This is a genomic window from Pseudomonas sp. TH49, from assembly GCF_016650625.1.
In the GTDB taxonomy this organism is placed as follows: domain Bacteria; phylum Pseudomonadota; class Gammaproteobacteria; order Pseudomonadales; family Pseudomonadaceae; genus Aquipseudomonas; species Aquipseudomonas fluorescens_H.
In genome coordinates this window covers 72,932-93,601 of the sequence record NZ_JAEKFL010000002.1, presented here as the reverse complement: position 1 = coordinate 93,601, position 20,670 = coordinate 72,932, and the positions used below count along the sequence as shown (strand labels likewise).

The following is a 20,670-nucleotide window of genomic DNA, read 5'->3' as shown; positions in this document are numbered from 1 at the left end:
TGGCCTTCGCCTGACCCTGTCCGGGTCGGGCAACCTGCTTACCACTCGCCCACACGGCGGGTGGTGCTGCCGCCTACGCTGAGCGCGAATTTTTCGTACAAAATAATCGACCCGACCTACACCAAAATCGGAAAAGCGCTGTCAGAGGATTTTCTTGAATTTTAAGCAGTTGCGAAAATGCTTACAGTTAAATACTGTATGCACGTACAGCTTAATAAGGATAACCTCGTGGCCACCTCTCCTGATGCTCCTGACGCTTACGAACGCATGGGCATGCGCGTTCAGAAAATCATCAATTCCCCTACCGCACAAAAAGCCAAAGCCGCACTGATCTTCCGTCTGCCGGACGAGCCTGTGGATGCATGGGAGCAACTGCTCGAGGAAATCGACGAGAACGACAACGTCACACTCGCCTATCGCGACGATGGCGGCGTGCAGATTTTTTGGGTTGTGCCGAAGGAAGATTGATTCAATGAGTGTCCGCTGTTTTGCTTTGCTGTTGCTGTTCATCGCTTTTGGCGCCCAGGCTGGCGCACCCCGCACCTTTACCGAGGCCAAGAAGGTCGCCTGGAAACTGTATGCACCGCAGTCCACCGAGTTTTACTGCGGGTGCAAGTACACCGGCAACAAGGTGGACTTGAAGGCTTGCGGCTACGTACCACGTAAAAACGCCAAGCGCGCTTCGCGCATTGAATGGGAGCACATTGTTCCGGCGTGGGAATTCGGTCACCAGCGCCAATGCTGGCAGTCGGGCGGACGCAAGAACTGCACCCGCTATGACCCTAGCTATCAGAAAGCCGAAGCCGATCTGCACAACCTGGTGCCGAGTATTGGTGAGGTCAACGGTGATCGCAGCAACTTCAGTTATGGCTGGCTGCCGGTGCAATCCGGACAGTACGGATCGTGCCTGACCCAGGTCGACTTCAAGGCCAAGAAGGTCATGCCTCGCCCGTCGATTCGCGGCATGATCGCTCGTACCTATTTCTACATGAGCAAGCAGTACGGCTTGCGCCTGTCGAAACAGGATCGCCAGCTGTATGAAGCGTGGGACAAGACGTACCCGGTGCAGGATTGGGAGCGCCAGCGCAACCAAAGCGTGGCGTGTGTGATGGGACGCGGCAATGAATTCGTCGGCCCGGTAAACCTGAAAGCCTGCGGCTGATCCTGCTGCCCAAAAGAAAAGGCCTCGAACGTGGTGTTCGAGGCCTTTTTGGCTTTTAGCTGCCAGCTTTGTTGTAGCGCCAGTAGCCCATCAGATTGAGTGACTCGCGCGGGATACCGCATTCCTTGATCAGGTATTTACGCAGGCGCATGACGGCAGCGCTTTCTCCGGCAATCCAGCCATAGAATCCTGCAGGGGCGGTGTTGGCGATCTCCCAAAGAATGTTTTCGTCGATATCGACCTCGGCCAGTTCAGCGACCTGCCCGAGTGATTGGCCCTCTGTTGGCCGGGCCCCGTGCATCACCGCTTCCACCATCAGCGCTCCAGCCACTGTTGCTGGCGCCTGATCGCGAACCAGCCACTGCACTGTCAGCCCGGGCCAATCCGGCACCGAGAGCATGTCTTGCGCACTGTCCACCTCAAAGAACGCCTGAGTCCGGGGCGGCTCGTACATGGCAGCCAGCTCTTCGAGAATCCCCATCGCAGCCGGCAATGCCGTGGCATCAGCCACCAGCAAAACCTCCTTGAGCACCTGCGGCGGTTTCCATTCGAATCCTCCGGCGTCCTGTGCCGAAAACTCGCTGTCGGGAGCAAGAATCTGCAAAGACGCCCCCGGCTGCGCATGCAGCGCCCAGCGCGAAGCGGGGCCGGTCTCGCCATGCAGGACAAAATCGATGTCGACCTCACCCTGTTCGGCGCGCAAATGACGGATGGTGTAAGTGCGCATTGCTGGTCGACGACTCGCGAGCATCGAGCGAAAACGGGCGTACCAGCCCTCTTCCTGCGCAAGATTTGCGGGTGTTCCATCTTCAGCGGGGAAAAACAGTTTGATCCGCTGATCAGGCGCCCAGGTGGCCATACCACTGATTGAGGGGTCGGTCAGCGTGATCCGCATCAGGTGCGGACTCAAGAGGGTCTTGCGATGCAGAACTGCATTGAAGAGTTTGTAGGGAGCGGCGGAGGCCATGCGGAGCTCCTTCGAGAAATCGTGATTGACTCGTATAAGACGAGTCACCTGCGATGTCCTTTAGGCCGCTCCGCTGAATCTGCTGCTTACGGCGCGAGTGGATGCTCCACGATGACCGACTCGACATTCTGCTTCTTGGCTTTCACCAATGCCGCATCCACTTCTACCTTGCGAGCTTGCGCCTCGGCCTGGGAGTTGAACGGACCGATCAGGATCCGTGTCTTGCCGCTGCTGTCCTTGATCACGGTCGGCACGAATGCATGCTCGATCAACCAGCCACTCAGATCGCTGACAGCCTGGGGCGTTTCGCCGCGTACTTCGAGGTCCCACTGCGGAGCAGATGCCGCAGCAGGCGCGGCCGCGACTGTCGTTTTCGGCTTCTGCACATCTACACTCTTGCCTTCACCACACCCTGCCAATGCCAGTGCCGCGACCATCCAGACCAATTTGCGCACAACGCTTTCCTCGAAAATCACAAAGCGCCGATCTTAACATTCATAAATACTTCGCGAGGCCCGCAAAATGGGCACAAAACAACGAGATTGATGATTGCAGCCTCTGTATAGTTACGCCCTGGGAATTAATGCCACATCTGCGCGTCAGAAAGAGGCACCCAAACCGTGAGACTTCGCACTAATCTATACGTACCACCGACCTCTGCACTGTCTGAATCAGGTGCCCTACAAAGCAATCAAGGAGAAGACCATGCTGATACTCACCCGCAAAGTCGGTGAAAGCATAAACATCGGTGATGACATCACCATCACCATCCTCGGCGTAAGCGGTCAGCAAGTCCGTATCGGCATCAACGCCCCGAAAAACGTTGCCGTGCACCGTGAAGAGATCTATCAGCGCATTCAGGCTGGCCTGACCGCCCCGGACAAGCCACAAACGCCTTGAGCCACCCCGCAGTCAGTAGCCAGTTCGTTTGCCTCTGCGTAATGACTGGCTAAAAATTCACGCGCCGTATTGCCATCCGCTCCCCAGTCCACTCACTGGGCACGGCGCCTGACACATGCCCTTCCTCTCCGCTTCATTCCCTCCCTTGCCTCTCCCCAGCAGCGCGATACTACCTGCGACTGCCAAGCTTGGCTGTCAGACATTTCCGAGAGAACACAGAGAATTGCTCCCTGCTAGCCGAACGTCACGCCGCGTGCCATGCCGGTGGCTGCAATCACCATCAACACCAGCAGCAGCGCCTCGATGTGACTGAGCCGCGCAAACAGCCTTGCGCGCCCGGTATCGAGCGCCTTGCCCCGCGCCGACGCGATCCGCCACTTGATCAGCGTGATCATCGGCGCCAGCTCAATCAGCAGAATCAGTACGAACAACGCCATCTTCAAATGAAACAACGGCTGATGCAGATAGTAGTCAGTGCCCTTTTCAAATCCGCCGAAGGCGCGCATGCCCCCGGTCACCAGCAGAACCAGCGCGGCAATCCCCCACAGATTATCGGCGAGCAAAACACGCCTGGCCTCGCCGACACCCGCCGCCATGCGACTGAACGCCGTACCACGAGTCAATACCGCCCAGAAGCCCAAGGCAAAAGCCAATAGATGAATTGCGGCAAGAAACCAGTGAGCCAGCATCGACGAACTCCTTTGAGAAAGCCCTGGAATGGCCAGTCAGTAGTAGTCGAAAAATCGAGGTTTCGCCCATGCGCGATCGTGGATCGCGGGAGGCTTCGCGCGAAAGCTGGGGGGAACAGAGGCAGGGAATGCCAAATCGCAGGCAAAAAAAATCCCAAGCAGCTGATGGAAGCTTGGGATTTAAAAATGCATAAACCGTGGTGGTGAACGCGGGGCAGATGTTACTGAAGTTCACGAACAGCAACAACATTTTTTTGATAACCGGCCGGTTAAAAATACCGGTAAGCCCTTCAATATCCACACTTTTTCGACGGATCCAAAAAGAGACAGAAAATCATATGCACAGGTCGTGTTATTTCGAAACACGCTAAGCGCTTAAGGTAACGGGAGATGAGAAGTGATCGACGAGGCTGCTTGAGCAGGCTTTTGCAAATCGCAGACAACAAAAAAGGGCCCACCTTTCGGTGAGCCCTTCCAGACCGCCCAGCAGAGCGGATTTTGTTTGGTAGGCGCGATTGGACTCGAACCAACGACCCCCACCATGTCAAGGTCTGCTAGGAGCAAGCTCCAAGCCCTGCTGCTCTTGGATTTCTCAGAACGCCCATTCACATCTTGAGGCGTCAAAAATGGCAAATTTCCGCTTACTCCCATCCGGCAACTGGAATGCTCAGGTACGGGTTAAGGGCAAATCCCCCCAGTCGAAAACCTTCAGCACGAAGGCCGAAGCAGAATCATGGGCGAGACAGGTCGAGGCCGTAACAGTAGATCGAAAGCATCACACTATATATACGCTGGGCATGACCTACTGCGAAACCATGCTCAAGGGGAAAGGTAGCTACAACCACGCACTGAAGATCGTGGAGCACTTGGGCAGACACTTCACCCAGCCGATTCACGAGATTACGCCGCAGATGATCAACGACTTCAAAATTATGCGGCTGAAGAAGGTGAAGCCTTCCACTTGCAGGACGCAGCTTGCATTCATGTCCCGCTTCTACCGGTTCGCCAAACGCGGCTTACTGATCGACATCCATAATCCCGTCAGTGACATTGCTTTACCCAAGCCCGACAAGTCGTCCGACAAGGTAATCCGTGCAAGTGAGCTTGAACGACTTCTGGCGAAACTATCCCCAGCCATGAAGCTGATTGTCGAACTAGCCTATGAGACGGCTATGCGGCGATCAGAAATCCTGAAGCTTACAAAAGACTGCCTGCACCTTGACGAACGCATTGCCGACGTAATCGACGGTAAGAACGGTACAAGGTCTGTCCCCCTCACTCATCGTGCAGTTGAAATCCTTCAGCTTGCTTTGCTCTGTGCAACCGTCGCACGAAACCCCAGCGGTCAGATTTTCACCGTCACTCCACATGCAGTATCTCAGGCTGTCCGACTGGCCCGAGTGAAAGCGGGCTTAGACAGTAGCGTCCGTCTGCACCAGTTGCGTCACACCAGAATCACCAATGTTGCCAAGAAAGGATTCAACAACGCGCAGATAATGATCGTGTCAGGCCATCGGGATACCCGCTCAGTAGCGCGATACTCACATCTTAATGTCAAAGACGTCCTACATCTAATCGACTGATCTCCCCCTTCAGCAACCACTGTTCTGAATATCCCGGCGTTTGAGCTGAAGCCAGCCAACGGGGGACGTTATGACCATGAGCAGCCTAGAGATTGCTGGTCTGACAGATCAGCGTCATGACAAAGTTATTGCCGACATTCGAGCGATGCTTGAGGGCGAATTGGTTAGCCCTCAGTTTTGAGGCAACTACAAAGATCAAAATAATCGGGAGCGCCTGTGCTTCAACCTGCCACGAGATCTCACTGAAACTTTTATTGCCGGCTACAGCATCCCACTACGTCGCACGATTGAGGTTCGCCTGCGATAACTGGAAGAGCAGGTGGCCAAGCCAATCCCTGATGCGAACCTGAACGATCCAGCCGCTCTGCTTTGCCTGCTGCTGGCTACGACCATATTCACGTGAGCATTGAGCGACTGATGGAGCGAGGTGTTATTCAAGGTGTTGCGTTGCAAGACCTTAAAAATGCAAGCGGACAAACGTCGAAGCTCTACGTCTTCTCCGGCGAACAAGGCAAGCGTGACTCTATCGTTGTAGTGGCTCAGAACTGCCCAGAGTTCACCGCTGCCCTGGTGGACCGCTGGCAGGAGCTGGAAGCTCGGTAGTAAAAAACGCCTCGTTCGCCACGATGGCAAGGAAGTAAATGAGTAACGTTGCAAACCTGTCTGACTATCAGACACAAGAAGTTGTAATCGATGGAATCACCGTCAAGCAAGATGCTGAAGGTCGCTATTGCCTCAATGATGTTCATAAGGCAAGCGGAGGGGAGGCGACAAAAGCCCCGGCTCAGTGGATGCGGCACGACGTATTTCACGAGTTCGTGGAGGAAATTGTGCGTTTAAGCACAATTAACCCCGTCGAGTCCAAACGTGGCCGCACTGGTGGCACCTTCGCGGTAAAGGAACTGGTCTACGCCTATGCCATGTGGATCAGCCCGTCGTACTACACCAATGGCAACGGAAGCACTCAATTTGCTGAGTACAAGCTGACCTCTCAAGACTTCGAAAAGATCGCAGATCGGTTGACTGACAAAGAGCTGAACATCGTTCGTCGATACTTCGGAGTCAAGCCAACTGCTGAAGTTGCAGAGCCGGAAGCGACTACACCGGCCAAAGTTACAGAAGTGGTCGAAGTTGCTGATCATGGTGAAACCCTGACAATGAGTAGCTTGGAAATTTGATCTAACAGAGAAGCGTCACGATAATGTGATGGCCGACATTCGGGCGATGCTGGAAGACTTAAATTTGTCAGCCCTGAGTTTTCAGGGCTGCTACAAAGGCGGAAATGGGAAGGAATTGCCATGCTTCAACCTGCCCCGCGACCTTACCGAAACACTGATTACCGGGTACAGCGTTCCGCTCCGTCATGCGGTAGTTGTCCGTCTACGTGAGCTGGAAGCTCAAGTAGCGAAACCAGTTGCACCGGCACTGCCGAACTTCTCCAACCCTGCTGAGGCTGCTCGTGCCTGGGCATCAGAGTTTGATAACACATGCCCCCTCAAGATGGTCAGAGACAAAGACTTGATCTTCATTCCCGAACAAATTGAGTCACACAGTCGTGAACGGTTGAGCGCGTACTAGTTGATTTATCGAGTCACCATCGGATATAACCGCCACAGCATCTTGCTCGGGGGAGTAAAGCTCTGTTTTGTTGACATTTCACCTAGAATGTAGCCACTACTTTTATCTTGACGTCTAAAATCAACGCGTTATCATCCGCACCCCAGCCGCAAAGGCTGACACCCGCAACATCCCAACTTACAGTAGACCACCACCTCGCGTGTTCAAGCCACTAAGCCGCTGAGCAGTGCGGGTTTCGTGCTGTTTGCGAAAAGAGCAACGCGTTCCCGAGCATCTACAGCCGGAACACATCGAGGGTTTGCACATGAGGTGATTAAACAACTAAAACTTTAAGTTATTAATGATGAACGATATTACCGCAACTGTTACTGAAACAACCGCCAAAGAGCAAACCGCTATTGAACTTCGCAAAACAGGCGCAACTCTCGCAAAGATCATAGAAGTTACCGGACTGCCGGAACGACGTGTTAGGCAGCTAGTGAAAGGGGTTGCCAAGCCCGCACGCACCGCACCATCTGTTGCAAAGATTGAAACGCCGTTTGCCAAGTCAATCGAACGAGTATTCCCACTTGCGAGCCGTAAGCAGGGCATCCGCGACTATGAGCTCCGGGACATACTACATGCAGAGTACGGGAGCACCTGGAACACCTCAACGGGTCGATATGACAGCAACTACACCGTCGACCAAATTAAACGTGTGAAGGATAAAGTCAGGAAGCGTGGCGCTCAGGAAGGCTGCAACGTGATGTTCCTGCCAGACTGGATTGACGAAAGCAACCCTCGGGCCAGCAACGACTTCCTGATAAGCGCCGCTTCAGACCTGATGAACAGAGTTGATGAATACGTGGCCGAGTACATGGCGGCACATCGAACAATGCAGGAAAGTGGAGATCAGTTGAGCGACCTGGCTCAGAGAAAACAACGATACGCCGTGCAGCAGCGTTTGTTGAAATTGGCCGTGCCCGGTTATGGTGCGGAGCCGTTGGAAAAGCTGTTAGAGAGAACAGCCAAGCTAATCGGTGAGCTGGAAGGTAATCCTGATATCCAGGCGCCTGAGGCCGTTGATCACGCTGGAGACGGTGCACCCGCTCAAGCAGCCAAGTACTTTCCCGAACCGTCCCGGAAAGACGCGTTCCTCGACTTCGTGCACGCACAAGGATGGACGAAACCTAGACTGACGTGACGCAGGCAAGAATAAATCTCGTTTGTCCGAGAAATCCAGATTCACGCCCACCATACTAAGTGTACGGCAGATGTCGGACACGCAACTGTATCAGGGAAGGACTCTCTCCCAATATATTAGTGGCGTTTACGCCACAGCTAATTGACCTGTGCCTGTAGGCACGAATATCAATCTTGCAGGGTTAATAGGGAGATGGGGCGGGCAGCCCTCCCTGCTCTGCTCTTGTTCTGAACCTTACTTAGTTCCTTGTGGCCTCAGCCACGATTAGCCAACTCAACAATATCAACTGCACAAGTAATGCTGGGTAGGTAGTTAACCTGTTCCTGTGGGCACCGTTATAACTTTAGCAGTTCAAAGCAAGAGCAGGGAGGGGGTCACCCCCTATCCTCCCTAAAGAACTGTTGATTTGTTAATCATGCCCGAAGGCACAGGTTCGAGATTACAAGCGTCAACTTCAGCAGTTGAGTCAACCGTGACTAACAGTCACATTACACTGCACAAATTAAGATCAAAAGCATGTAGGGCTTATGCTCTGCCCTGCCAAACTTCTTATATCACTTACCGCCAAGCAATAAAGCAGCACTATAAACTAGTGCCCTACTTAACTACCCTGCACCAACTTGCAACATGTAATAGGAAATAAAGCCCCTCATCTATGGTGGCTACGCCACAGATCAACCTGCACTAGGTTTTTATCTTAAAGGCATGACAATCAGCCTAGTAAGATGACGCACAAAGATGAAAAACAGTCAACTTATTCAGCATGAAGGTATTGACTTTGACAGGAAGTTTGGTATCATTGAATAGTGAAAGAAACAACTACCAGACCCCCCCCATTATTCCTACCCTCAAGAATCTAGACTGCGGCAACTTAGTGCGGATCATTCCTTTCCCACTGGGTTGCATCCTGCTGTTTCCGATCCAGAGCAGATGATCGGTAATTACATTGGGTGATAGCTGTGCCGGTTAGGTTTGATGCGAGCCTTCAAGGTAACCCCTGGCCAGGGGGTGCAGCGATTACTGGCCACTAATCCAACTCTTGCTTCGCAATGGAGCGACTTGCACTTGCCCATAACAGGTGCACACACCCAGCAACACAATCCGCCCGTACCCTTATCCCAAGGCCGGGCTTTATTCGCCCCTAATAAACATCAACATGCATTCAGAGGTACACATGACGAGACAACGTCGCCCACTTCGCCTGCGGACTTGTGAGTCTTGCAGTCGTAATTTTTACAGCCGCTCCAGCCTTAGCAGGTTCTGCTGCATTGCACACCAAGTAAAAGAGTGGAGAGCCGCCAATAAATTTACCCAACAGGAACTTGAACAACAGTTCATCACCCAGGAACTTGAGAAAACCAACCAACTAGTGCAGAAATCCGTTTAATGAACAGCAACACTATATATCTAGAAGTCGATAAGACTAACCAAGCCATCCTGTCGTACTTCTTGGAACAACCAACCAGCTCATCCAGTAAGTTTGACTACGTTCAAGCCACCCAAGATGAACTAACGTTCTTGAACGCGTTGGAAGACACTGTGTTCCCGCCGGGAGTGGTGGCTACACTCAGCGACCTACAAGCCCACCGGGCACGAGTACAGGCCGTTAAGAAGGCACAGGCGACCAACTTGGCTACAGTCAAGTCTAAGACCTCACAGCAGCCACCTAAGCCCTTCAATACATCTTTAGCCACTAACGCGCCAACTAACAGCGATAACGCTAGGGCGAGCCTTAAAGCCACCATGCGTAAGAACCGCTCAAGCAAGTAAACTCGGAACACATATGACTACTACAAACATCGAATATGGCATTACAGTCGTCGAGTTCTTCAAGCACTCGGAAGAAGAACTTCAGAAAATTATCAAAGAGAAAGAGACCGCGTACTTCCGCCACTGTATGTCGCCTGCTTACCCAGAACTTGGGGTGAACGTGGATTGGTTCTCTGACCGTCCATTGGCCTTGGCCCTCAATGACCTGACAGAGTGGGTGCTAAAGGGCTACACCGTCGCAAGCGCCCTTAACCGGCCTCTCTACCTGAAGATTCAACTTAGAAAACCACAGGCGATTATCGATGCGGATCTTATTGATGTTGCAGAACAAGCTATAACCGAATATGAGCAACACCGTTATGAGCGGAATCTCGCAGAGCAAGTACGTCAGATCGAATTTACCGTAGCACGGAAAGTGCGAGAAGCTGAAGCAGCCGCAGCCCAAGCCGCTGCTGATAAGTCGGCCACTATTCATGATGCCGCTCTATCAGACCTTCTCGCTGCCTACGCGAAACCTACCAAGCCCAAGACTAAGAAGGCAGACGAGGTGGCAGCGTGAGCAAGGAGAACCCAAAAGGGCTGCTGGGCGTGAACTTCACGGACGATGAATTCCATCTACTTAACGGTCACGCTCGTAAGCACAAGATGCCCGTGCGTGAGTTCGTGGAATACATGGTTCGCTGCTATATCAATTCAATGCAACAGCAACAACAGGGCAAGGCGAGGTAATCGCCCCTCTGGAAGGAACTACGTAGCTGGCCTGTATGTGTATCCCAAGTCCTGGCGGGGAGCATCGCAAAACGCGGCTCCATGGGGAGTAATTAAGAGTTACTGTGGCAGAGTAGGTTCAACATCAGGAGGTGGGAACCGAATAATTTAGCGAGCAGGCCATGGACCGGCGTGGGTGAGGCACCACCTGCAAACACACCAGAGGCATCCAACAGCGATAATTGTGAATTTTACTGGTCTCTGGCATAGAACACGACACGGTCAGATTCTCAACAGTTTTGATATCAGAACCGTCAACTTACTCTTACTCACCCCATAAAAAATCTCTCACACTAGAAGATCCTCGGCACAAGATAAACTAAGACACTAACTAAAAAGCAACTTTTTACTAGTGTAGGAGAAAGCACGTTAGCTATATATAAACATTAGTGCACGAGAAAAAAGTTGCCACAAATCCCTTGACTCCAATGCCAAGCCCTGCTCTTCTGGAAAGCACTTTAGCATTTGGAGAGCCAGAAATGTTTGCCGTTAAACCACCACGCAACGCCCCTAAAGATGTCTGGCATGAGAAAGCTAAACATGGTGCGGCACATCTCATGTCTCATCTTACGCCGCTCCTGATGGCGAATTTCGGTTACACAGAGCGATGGGTGAAGCAGCACTCAAACATAGGCCTTGGGGCAACACTTAATGCGTTCACATTAAAATACGATCTTTACTTTCGTCTGTTCCCGAACCCCGAAGCTGGCTGGCCAAGAGAGACCATTGTCATTGCTCGAATTGGTTTCAAAGATACACGCAAAGGACATGGTCGCCGCTTATTAACGTTGATTGCCGAGCTTGCCTCTGAGATTGGTTATCAGCATATCGCTATAGAAAGTGCAAACGATAGCTCAAGCGCCTTTGGCAAACGCTTTGGTCTCCAACCAATGGATGATCGCGGCAGTAATTGGATCGCCTCTGTTGGCGATGTCCGGAGAGCACTGGGGTAGTCTGTGTAGCTTAAAGGACGGGGACTTCGGCAAGTGGAAACCAATTCCAAGTTGTAACTGGCCACTGAGCAGAACTATCAAGAAGCTAATCGAGTAGCTATTCCGCCTGAGTGGCCCAGCAACATGTGCCGGCATATCGTAGCACGTCAAAGCCCCATTTCTGGGAGCTTAGTCAAGGCAGGGTTAAACAATGTCCCCCCCCCTTCGCACGCAATTTTCTGACGTAGACGGAGAATTTATCGGTAGCCGCTTTCTCGTACCAATCATCGCCAACCTCCTGCACTACAGGGGTTGAGGCGACCCAATGACCACCCACATAACTCAACCCTGTTCGTTAGAGATCACCCGCCAGTTACTTTCGCCTTCAATTCTCGCCATGAGCAGATGATGTGGGCCGCAGCGGTGTAGCAGCAGCCTTTCTAATTAACAGAATAGGATTGTGTAAATTAGCCACCCCTCGAAAACACTGGACTTCACCTGAAGGGACATGATCTAATTAACACATTATCGAATAACACTACGGAGTGTTAATTAGAGGTGAACATTGTAGAAGCAGTGAAAACAGAGGGTGAAGCCGAAACCATCTCTCGCAAGCTGACGAAGAACGCCAGGGGTAATCCTCTGTACGCGGACATTTGGCGGTTTGGTGTTAACACCGCCCTTCGTATCAGCGATCTGTTGAGTCTTACCTTCGAAGATGTGCAAGGCGACAAGCTCGTGATCAAGGAAGGCAAGACCGGTAAGACTCGCATCATTGACCTGAACAGTTCTGTTAAAACCATCGTAGGCCGCCGCAGGGCTGCTCACCCGACGCACACTTACCTGTTCGAGGTGGACAGCAATCGGGCCAAGGGTAAGCCAGTAAGCCGCGTCTCTGTGGCCAACGCCTTCAAGGCCGTAGGTGAGGAGATGAGCTTGCAACTTGGTACTCACTCGATGCGAAAGACTCGTGGCTGGCTGATGTACAAAGGTGGCGTGTCCATTGAGAAGATTTGCAAGGTACTGAACCACTCCAGCCCTGCTGTCACTATGGCGTACATCGGCATTACACAGGCAGAGGTCGATGCGACCTATCACGAGTTCGTTTTTTAGCGCTGTAAGCGTACTGGTGACATGAGCTGCCTACGGGCGGCTTTTTTTTACCTGATATTTTCCGATTCTGGTCACTGAACGCGAGGTGGTACGGCAATTGCTCTTAACCTCGACTCAGCCTAGCCGCAAAAACCGTCCCCACTACTGATATTTACTATCAAAGAAGCAAAAAAAGATTTGTAGGGCAAGGTGCTGCTTTAAAAAAGTCAAGTACCGTCGAATTATAAAAATGCCTCGATCGCGGAAGTCCATATGCATCGCTAGACACGCGCTATACTGAGCCATCATTGGCCGAGCAGTTCATGGGAAAAGCATGAGCAACCAAGCGTTGGACCTATTAATTGAATGCGAGCTTCTTAAGTCTAATGGCAACACTATAAATTTAGACAGGGTATCTACCGAGGAACTGACGCGACGGTTCTCATATTTTGTTAATGCTAGACAGACTGCCATTTACGCAGAGGTTGAGAAACACCCTTTTGACACGAAGCTAAACGCTCAATTCAGCACTTGGTCTTCAAAGTTCTCTAAAGAAAACACCCTATCCTCTCTACTCATCTATAATAGTATTATTTTAAATGATCCTCTAGTATCCTCGCGACAGGGCATCAACATTGACGACTTGAAATCTGGCTTAGAGTTTTATAGTTGGCTCCACCCACTTATAAGAGCCGGTTTTGTAACCGTTTACCCTATCAGCTATTACGAAAGACCTACTGAAGAAATCAAACTATTCCACTCAGAAGATTCATTCAGATCATCTATCGCACCAGCGATCCATGATTATGCTCACGCTAACGCAACTCTCAAGTCAGTAGTTATAGACGATGAGGGCAGGACATTTGTGCTGAACGAGAACGCAAGCATCAAGCGTCGCACAGCACTGAATGTGAGTTTCGCAAAAGATCAACTATATTCCGGCGTTGGCTTGTTTAAGTTTACAACATTGGAAGACGTTAAATTTGACGGCAACAAAGTCAGTTATCACCAGCACTGGGACAAAGATGGAGTACTCTCTGAAGAACAATTTGAACATTGGGCTTACCAGGCTACAAATCAAGCTATCATGGCTCGTACGAAAGCAATTTGTAACCAAGTAACACTCGCCCAAGAGTTAGGATACACCTACGTTACCGAATCTGAGTTTGAGTCTACACTTCTATCCTTATCCAACACAAAGGGAGCAAAGCAAATATCACCATGCGTTAAATTCCTTAACATTAATGACAACTTCTTAAATATTGAGTCGCCACACACCATTATTAAATTGCGCGACAAATATCCTAGAGCTTTCGAGCGTTTCAACAGCTCCCTTATCTCAGTTAGCGAGGAGCTTCACGGGATCGAAGATGTAAACTTTGAGAACAAATCTCGCACTCTCTTTCAAAAAGAAATCATGCCTCAGGTAGATGAAGTTAGAAGTGCAATAGGACAAATCAGTTCGGGATTCGTAAACGGCACGGTAACTTCGTTTTGCGGAGTAGGATTAGCGATATGTACCGGATCAGTACTTCCTCTAATTTCTTCACTGGTGATTTCAACAGTACAAGGAGTAGGTGCGAGCTTTCCCGCACTTCGAGAATTTCAACTTACGAAAAAGCGCCCAAGCTATATCTGGCATCGTTTGACGAAGCGTTGAGACTGCCATTCACTTACTGTACTAATTTAGGGTTACACGCACTATCAATCAGGGAAGATAACCATGTCAATTAGCTCACAAGCCAACATCGCTACAGCAGACGCTCTAACCCTTCTTTTACATAATCAGCACGCTTTAGCTGCCTCGATGGAAGAGATAATCAGGTGGCTTTCAGAGCACGGCGTAGGAATTGTGGCCGACAACGCATTGACTGCCATGGAAGCTTTGGATAAGAACGCACAAGCAATCTCAGATGCTATAACACGCCTACGTCAACTGTAGGTATCAGTTGGTGTCCTTTTGACCGAGCAAGCCTGCAATGGCTAAACTGTATATAACTTGAAAAGCGTGCGGAATCTCTACTCCGCAAGCCGGAACCAATCACGAAGGCTCAGGTCAAGGCGAAGTCGTTCATCCTCGGCAAGGACGCTACAGTGAGCTATAGGATTTCTAAGCGAGTTTAAATTAGACATTACCTTTTCTACAGCCTTTATATTATTAAAAACACTCGCAAAGATACTCCAGTTAGTTTTAATTATCTCACCAAGCTCTCCAAAATTTGTATAATCAAGCTGATCTGTAGAGCGGGGTGTAATCCCAGACTCTCGTTCTCGCAGAATTCTTTTTTTCACCTCCCCGAAGATATGCGGCGGCACGACTTTGTCATTCCACCAATCCTCTCCTTTGTTTTCTTTAAGCAGCTCCGTTATTTGAAGCCTTATAGTTTTCTCTAGACAATAGAAGAGCTCATAGCTCCGCGCCATATCTGCGGCTTCCAAGCGGAGAGCCTCGGTAAACTGGGGAAAGTAAGCCTTCTCGATTTCATTTTGCGCGTCATCTTTAGCCGACTCGTTGCGGAGTTTAAAGCCGAGCTTTTGTTCAAGCTGATCAATTTCGGACTCAATCAGCATATTAGTCATCCCAAATGATTTTACATCGCGTTCAAATGCCATAATCTAATCTCCAAGAATATGCTCTTTAAGGCTTTTGAAAATCGCGTTGAAGACTTCAATATCTTTGGTCGCCGGCAGATTGAGATTTATAGTGTAAGCAAGATTTATACCTTTGCCAGCATGGTGCTGGAGAGGGACTTGAATCTGGCTAGGTATTGGTAAAACCGAATCTGAAGATATGTTTTTTCCGGCGCCAGATACTGAGTTCTCCATCTCATCATTAGACTCGGTATCAAAATCTGATATTTTTCTTAGGGCATTTAAGGTTGAAAGCGTTGATTTTGTAACGGTAGAGTCCTTCTCTCCCCCCGTACACTGTACAATCATGCCGAGGATCTCTTGATCTGGAGCATCATGAACGTACTCATTCATTTCATATAGTTTTTGATACAGTTTTTTAAATGCTTTACCTACGGCTATTCTTGATTTGTGCGGATTCCTGAATTCCTTATAGAGCTCTGTAGGCGAGCCATCGCTGGCGACGAAGCCCATCTTTTTTAAGAATGGAATACATGCGGCTGCTGTTCCACCTTTCATCGTCAGCTTTGAGGAGACAAAATCTTGAGTGAATCGCTCAGGAACGGATGCTGATTTTATTTTCTCCAGCATGTTGATCAATGTACTAACCGATGTACTGTAGGGCAGATTTTCAGCCATGAGTAATTTCCTTTAGTTCACACTTTAATAGCCCTTCACCCGATGGCACCGAAGCATGCTAAAAAGGTGTCAGCACTACCTATAATTTGAAATTTCTCTCGAAACCCGTCACACCTCGAATCACCTTCAGAAGAACTCTACTATTCGGTCGTTTCATAAGGACCTACCGGTAGAGCATTTTTGAGTTGGTATCGCGAATTTATCCTACAAAGGCGCTATTGCCCCCTTTCGAAGCCGATTTTGATCATAGTCATAGATCTGCTCTAACGTATATACCAGACAGAATAGCCCCTGATTGCGGAAACACCTCAAACCTCAAGGCAAGACGCTGAGTACGGAGCATGAGCTGCAATGATAGAGCCTCGTAAATGGAAGCACGGCTGGGCCGATGCGTACGCCTACCGTAATGGCGCCATCGCTGAAGAGTTCCTAGAACTCGTAGTGAGGCCGTCAATGACCGCCCTGGAGCAGAAGCATCTCGAGCTCCTAAGCGCTGATGACATAGCCCTTAGCGGTTTTGCTGCCACTGACCACCGCGACCTGATCAATAAAACAAAAATGGCGTTCTGCCTGTCGATCCAGTCGCTCTGGGAACAACAAATTCGGCGGTACCTGATTGCCTGTGTCAAGACGCTGAGCATGGAAGGAGTATCAGTTGCGAAGCTGGAGAAGGAGCCTTGGGGGAAGGACTTCAATCGTCTATTTTTTAGAGTGAGGGAAGTCCACTTGAACGATTTCACTTCCTATAAGATGTTGAGCCTCTTGCACTTACTTGGGAATGCCTGTCGGCACGGGGACGGGCCGTCTTGTCGGGACTTGTTTGCTTCTCACCCATATTTATGGCCCGACTGGATGAGTCACGAAGCATCAATTCAGCTTCTGCAAATCCCCTCAGAGCTTCTGGCAAGTTTCGTCGATGCCATCGTTTTGTTCTGGATGGACATGGAGATTCTGGGGTTGGAGAGTTTCGCTAATGAAGATGCCCGCGTGGTCGCTCGTATTGCTCACCTTCGCAACAGCCGAGAGTCGAGAATCACATAAGCAATGCGTTCGCCCTAGGACTCGAGGCTTCTCGCGTTTCGAGCAATCGCCTTAGTAACGAACCACTCATCGACTAGCAGCACGGTGCCATAAATGTCGGATCTTATCTTCACTTCTTCATTCACTAACAACGCCTTGGTGATCCTTGACGGCCTTGGTGACGACGACCAGCAGAACGGACGCTGGCTTGAAGAGACGGTGAACGACTTCTCCGCGACGCTTCATAGACCCGGATACTGCACTCGATACCGCGTGAAAGACACCAAACAGCTTTATGCAGTCCTCAAGATGGTTGAGACAGGGTGTAAAACAGGCGTCACCAAGCCTGTGCTGCATTTCGAATGTCATGGAGATGCGGAGAAGGGATTATTCCTCGCCCGTAGCGGCGAGTATATGGACTGGCAAACTCTGTTGCGTCTGATTTCAGGGATAAATGCAGCCAGCCGAAACAACACAGGCCTGGTGCTCGCTTCTTGTCACGGGTTTCAAATTACGAAGCTGGTACGAATCAATGAGCCGTGCCCCTTTCACTTTGTCTTGGGGCCGGACAGTGCTGTGACTGCTGGAGAGCTGAAAAACGAGATGACTGCATTCTACAGAATGATTATGGCAACGGACGACTTGACCGCTGCATTAGGCGAGCTTGACGTGCAGTACAAGCACTTCCTTTGCACTGAGTGGTTTTATCGCGAGCTTGCCATCTTCGTGATCAAGAATTTTTCTGGGAAAGCAAAGGCTGCCATGACCGAAGATATTCTAGGCAACCTCATTTCCATGGGAGGAAACAGGCGACTCAAAGACCTTCGCAAGAGAGTGAAGGAGCACATCAAAACCCCAGCAAACACGTTTCGCGATGCGTCAAAGATGTTTCTTCATAACAAGCAGCCAGTGAGCTATGCACAGTTTGAAGCGTTCGTGAAAAGCCATCCATAGCCTTTCTTTCCGGCGTTCACATTGCCCAGTGTGAACGAACCCTATATTTTGTGAACGTTCTGAAGAAACCCCAGACAACAAAAAAGGGCCCACCTTTCGGTGAGCCCTTCCAGACCGCCCAGCAGAGCGGATTTTGTTTGGTAGGCGCGATTGGACTCGAACCAACGACCCCCACCATGTCAAGGTGGTGCTCTAACCAACTGAGCTACGTGCCTGCTGTGAGGCGGCATTCTACGGAATTCCGGAGGGGTGTCAACACCTTTTTTTCACCTAACCCTATGAATATGCAAAATATTTAATTTCGGGCCGGTAGAGAAGATTTTTCCGGTGGCTGGCGGAGGTTTTTCAACTCGGGTAGGATCGACGCACTCGTAAAATATATTAAACAGAGGCTGCAGGATGGCGAACACCCCTTACCCAGAGTCTTATTACGCTGCGTCGGCCAATGCCGTACCGCCACGTCCGGCCTTGCAGGATGATGTGGAGACGGATGTCTGTGTGATCGGCGCCGGGTACACCGGGCTGTCCTCGGCGTTGTTTCTGCTGGAGAACGGTTTTCGCGTGACGGTACTGGAAGCGGCCAAGGTCGGCTTCGGTGCGTCGGGGCGTAATGGCGGGCAGATCGTCAACAGCTACAGCCGCGACATCGACGTCATCGAGCGCAGCGTTGGCCCCAAGCAGGCGCAACTGCTCGGGCAGATGGCCTTCGAGGGGGGCCGGATCATTCGTGAGCGCGTCGCCAAGTACAACATCCAGTGCGACCTGAAGGACGGCGGCGTGTTCGCCGCGCTGACGACCAAGCAGATGGGCCATCTGGAATCGCAGAAACGCCTGTGGGAGCGTTTCGGCCATACCCAACTGGAACTGCTCGACCAGCGCCGCATTCGCGAAGTGGTCGCCTGCGATCAATACGTCGGCGGCATGCTCGACATGAGCGGCGGCCACATTCATCCGCTGAACCTGGCCCTCGGCGAAGCCGCTGCAGTGGAATCCCTCGGCGGCACGATCTATGAGCAATCTCCCGCCGTGCGTATCGAGCGCGGTGCCAACCCCGTGGTGCACACGCCGCAAGGCAAGGTCAGGGCCAAATTCATCATCGTCGCCGGCAACGCCTACCTCGGCAATCTGGTGCCGGAACTGGCGGCGAAATCCATGCCGTGCGGCACCCAGGTGATCACCACCGAACCGCTGGGCGATGAATTGGCGAAAACCCTGCTGCCGCAGGACTACTGCGTCGAAGACTGCAACTATCTGCTCGACTACTACCGCCTGACGGGCGACAAGCGCCTGATCTTCGGCGGTGGTGTGGTTTATGGCGCGCGGGATCCAGCGAACATCGAAGCGATCATCCGCCCGAAAATGCTCAAGGCATTCCCGCAACTCAAGGACGTGAAGATCGATTACGCCTGGACCGGCAATTTCCTGCTGACCCTGTCGCGTCTACCGCAGGTTGGGCGCCTTGGCGACAACATCTACTACTCGCAAGGCTGCAGCGGCCATGGTGTGACGTACACGCATCTGGCCGGCAAGGTGCTGGCCGAGGCGTTGCGCGGACAGGCCGAGCGTTTTGATGCATTTGCCGATCTGCCGCATTACCCGTTCCCGGGCGGGCAGTTGCTGCGTACGCCATTTGCGGCGCTGGGTGCGTGGTATTACGGACTGCGTGACAAGCTGGGTTTCTGATCAGTTTTCTTGACTGGCAAACAACTGTGGCGAGGGAGCTTGCTCCCGCCGGGTCGCGAAGCGGCCCCTCTTTTATCTAGAAAGAAGGCCTGCTACGCAGTCCAGCGGGAGCAAGCTCCCTCGCCACAAATATTTGCAGAATTCAGATCAAAGTTGGTCTCGGGTAATTCCACTACGAATCCGCAAGATATCCGCCAGCACCGCCAAGGCGATTTCCGCGGGTGTCTTGCTGCCCAGGTTCAGGCCGATCGGCGCATGAATCCGCGCCAGTTCAACCTCCCCTAGCCCACCAATCCTGCGCAAGCGCTCGAAGCGTTTCTGCGAAGTCTGCTGCGACCCCATCACGCCGATGTAAAACGCCTCGGTGCGCACCGCTTCCATCATCGCCAGATCGTCGATGCGCGGATCATGGGTCAGCGCCACCACCGCGGTATCGCGATGACAACCGCCGTCAGCGATGAACACCGACGGCAGTTGCCGACGAATCTCCACACCATCCAGCACCACGCCTTCGAGCACTTCATCACGCGGATCACAGAGAATCACCTCAAAGCCGAGCCCCACCGCGAACTCGGCACAGGCCTGCGCCACGCTGGAGTAACCCGCCAGCAACAAGCGCTGAGCGGCACCGATGCGAATCCGCACCCGATCGATCTCGCGCTCGATGCGTGCGCCCTGCTCGCGATCCGCGAACAGACTGCGCGCACCGCTGGCCAGATCGACTTCGCGAATCAAACGGCGCTGACCGAGCAACGCTGATTCAAGCTCACGCAGATGCGCCTGCACCTCGCAGTCGGCGTCAAATTTCTCTACCAGCACGTCGAGAATGCCGCCACAGGGCAGGCTGACCCGCGAGCGCGGATCATCCCCTTCACCGTAACGCACGACGTTGACCGCATCGAGAAACGCGCCCTCAGCCACGCGCTCGAGAAAATCTTCCTCGACGCAGCCACCGGACAGCGACCCGATCCACTGGCCGGTTTCGTTCACCGCCAGCAGCGAACCCGGCGCACGCGGCGCCGAGCCGTAGGTGGTCAGCACGGTGCAAAGCCAAATGCGCTGCCCCGCCACCGACCACTCCAGTGCGCGCCGCACAACCTGTAGATCGAGATGCTGCAT

General features: G+C 51.8%; 21 protein-coding genes, 1 tRNA gene and 1 pseudogene. 16 read left to right on the top strand and 7 right to left on the bottom strand.

From position 1 onward, the window contains the following. The first annotated feature begins 177 nt into the window (after positions 1-177). Together JFU48_RS17745 and JFU48_RS17740 are read left to right on the top strand one after the other, a co-directional pair. Positions 178-468, top strand: a complete 291-nt coding sequence (locus JFU48_RS17745; RefSeq protein ID WP_003226395.1) for a DUF1654 domain-containing protein — start codon at positions 178-180, stop codon at positions 466-468. 4 nt (positions 469-472) lie between these two features. Then, a complete protein-coding gene (locus tag JFU48_RS17740) occupies positions 473-1,162 on the top strand; it encodes an endonuclease (RefSeq protein WP_064588319.1) in 690 nt (229 codons plus the stop codon). A 55-nt stretch (positions 1,163-1,217) separates the two neighbouring features. Here the strand turns inward: JFU48_RS17740 and JFU48_RS17735 are convergent, their stop codons facing one another. Both JFU48_RS17735 and JFU48_RS17730 read right to left on the bottom strand, forming a co-directional pair. Next, a complete protein-coding gene (locus JFU48_RS17735; RefSeq protein ID WP_201138492.1) occupies positions 1,218-2,129 on the bottom strand; it encodes a siderophore-interacting protein in 912 nt (303 codons plus the stop codon). Between the two features lie 86 nt (positions 2,130-2,215). Further along, a complete protein-coding gene (locus JFU48_RS17730; protein WP_201137146.1) occupies positions 2,216-2,584 on the bottom strand; it encodes an SPOR domain-containing protein in 369 nt (122 codons plus the stop codon). Positions 2,585-2,834: 250 nt separating this feature from the next. Here JFU48_RS17730 and csrA point away from each other — a divergent pair, with 250 nt between their 5' ends. Further along, positions 2,835-3,029, top strand: a complete 195-nt coding sequence (gene csrA, locus JFU48_RS17725) for a carbon storage regulator CsrA (protein ID WP_003179932.1) — start codon at positions 2,835-2,837, stop codon at positions 3,027-3,029. A gap of 233 nt (positions 3,030-3,262) precedes the next feature. Here csrA and JFU48_RS17720 read toward each other — a convergent pair whose 3' ends face one another. After that, on the bottom strand, positions 3,263-3,718 hold the full coding sequence (locus JFU48_RS17720; protein ID WP_201137145.1) for a DUF2214 family protein: 456 nt from the start codon (positions 3,716-3,718) through the stop codon (positions 3,263-3,265). 626 nt (positions 3,719-4,344) lie between these two features. Between JFU48_RS17720 and JFU48_RS17715 the strand changes: the two genes are divergently transcribed. From JFU48_RS17715 to JFU48_RS29985, 10 genes and pseudogenes are all read left to right on the top strand, one after another. Continuing rightward, positions 4,345-5,301, top strand: coding sequence for a tyrosine-type recombinase/integrase (locus JFU48_RS17715; RefSeq protein ID WP_201137144.1), 957 nt, complete (start codon positions 4,345-4,347; stop codon positions 5,299-5,301). 641 nt (positions 5,302-5,942) lie between these two features. Next, positions 5,943-6,479 (top strand): KilA-N domain-containing protein, encoded by a 537-nt coding sequence (locus JFU48_RS17710; RefSeq protein WP_201137143.1) that lies wholly within the window; start codon positions 5,943-5,945, stop codon positions 6,477-6,479. Positions 6,480-6,492: 13 nt separating this feature from the next. Further along, positions 6,493-6,879: pseudogene (locus tag JFU48_RS17705) on the top strand (hypothetical protein); the annotation flags it as partial. A gap of 343 nt (positions 6,880-7,222) precedes the next feature. Continuing rightward, on the top strand, positions 7,223-8,062 hold the full coding sequence (locus tag JFU48_RS17700; RefSeq protein ID WP_201137141.1) for a hypothetical protein: 840 nt from the start codon (positions 7,223-7,225) through the stop codon (positions 8,060-8,062). Positions 8,063-9,845: 1,783 nt separating this feature from the next. Then, a complete protein-coding gene (locus JFU48_RS17695) occupies positions 9,846-10,391 on the top strand; it encodes a hypothetical protein (RefSeq protein WP_201137140.1) in 546 nt (181 codons plus the stop codon). Further along, positions 10,388-10,561, top strand: a complete 174-nt coding sequence (locus tag JFU48_RS17690; RefSeq protein ID WP_201137139.1) for a hypothetical protein — start codon at positions 10,388-10,390, stop codon at positions 10,559-10,561. The genes JFU48_RS17695 and JFU48_RS17690 overlap by 4 nt, the downstream gene beginning before the upstream one ends. Before the next feature lie 518 nt (positions 10,562-11,079). Next, positions 11,080-11,553, top strand: a complete 474-nt coding sequence (locus tag JFU48_RS17685) for a hypothetical protein (RefSeq protein ID WP_201137138.1) — start codon at positions 11,080-11,082, stop codon at positions 11,551-11,553. Positions 11,554-12,090: 537 nt separating this feature from the next. Further along, positions 12,091-12,645, top strand: a complete 555-nt coding sequence (locus JFU48_RS17680; protein WP_201137137.1) for a tyrosine-type recombinase/integrase — start codon at positions 12,091-12,093, stop codon at positions 12,643-12,645. Positions 12,646-12,958: 313 nt separating this feature from the next. Further along, positions 12,959-14,284, top strand: a complete 1,326-nt coding sequence (locus JFU48_RS17675; RefSeq protein ID WP_201137136.1) for a hypothetical protein — start codon at positions 12,959-12,961, stop codon at positions 14,282-14,284. A gap of 63 nt (positions 14,285-14,347) precedes the next feature. Continuing rightward, a complete protein-coding gene (locus JFU48_RS29985) occupies positions 14,348-14,566 on the top strand; it encodes a hypothetical protein (protein WP_242486681.1) in 219 nt (72 codons plus the stop codon). Positions 14,567-14,643: 77 nt separating this feature from the next. Here JFU48_RS29985 and JFU48_RS17670 read toward each other — a convergent pair whose 3' ends face one another. Together JFU48_RS17670 and JFU48_RS17665 are read right to left on the bottom strand one after the other, a co-directional pair. After that, on the bottom strand, positions 14,644-15,237 hold the full coding sequence (locus tag JFU48_RS17670) for a Swt1 family HEPN domain-containing protein (RefSeq protein WP_201137135.1): 594 nt from the start codon (positions 15,235-15,237) through the stop codon (positions 14,644-14,646). 3 nt (positions 15,238-15,240) lie between these two features. Then, on the bottom strand, positions 15,241-15,894 hold the full coding sequence (locus JFU48_RS17665) for a DUF5343 domain-containing protein (RefSeq protein WP_201137134.1): 654 nt from the start codon (positions 15,892-15,894) through the stop codon (positions 15,241-15,243). Positions 15,895-16,245: 351 nt separating this feature from the next. Here JFU48_RS17665 and JFU48_RS17660 point away from each other — a divergent pair, with 351 nt between their 5' ends. Together JFU48_RS17660 and JFU48_RS17655 are read left to right on the top strand one after the other, a co-directional pair. Continuing rightward, a complete protein-coding gene (locus JFU48_RS17660) occupies positions 16,246-16,935 on the top strand; it encodes a hypothetical protein (RefSeq protein WP_201137133.1) in 690 nt (229 codons plus the stop codon). A gap of 93 nt (positions 16,936-17,028) precedes the next feature. Next, a complete protein-coding gene (locus JFU48_RS17655; RefSeq protein ID WP_201137132.1) occupies positions 17,029-17,868 on the top strand; it encodes a hypothetical protein in 840 nt (279 codons plus the stop codon). A 138-nt stretch (positions 17,869-18,006) separates the two neighbouring features. On the opposite strand, the gene JFU48_RS17650 is transcribed toward JFU48_RS17655, so the two are convergent. Next, positions 18,007-18,083 (bottom strand) — tRNA-Val (locus JFU48_RS17650). Between the two features lie 184 nt (positions 18,084-18,267). On the opposite strand from JFU48_RS17650, the gene JFU48_RS17645 reads away from it, so the two are divergent. Then, on the top strand, positions 18,268-19,551 hold the full coding sequence (locus tag JFU48_RS17645) for an NAD(P)/FAD-dependent oxidoreductase (RefSeq protein WP_003226404.1): 1,284 nt from the start codon (positions 18,268-18,270) through the stop codon (positions 19,549-19,551). Positions 19,552-19,698: 147 nt separating this feature from the next. Here the strand turns inward: JFU48_RS17645 and JFU48_RS17640 are convergent, their stop codons facing one another. Then, complete coding sequence (locus JFU48_RS17640; protein ID WP_201137131.1) at positions 19,699-20,670, bottom strand: XdhC family protein; 972 nt, start codon at positions 20,668-20,670, stop codon at positions 19,699-19,701.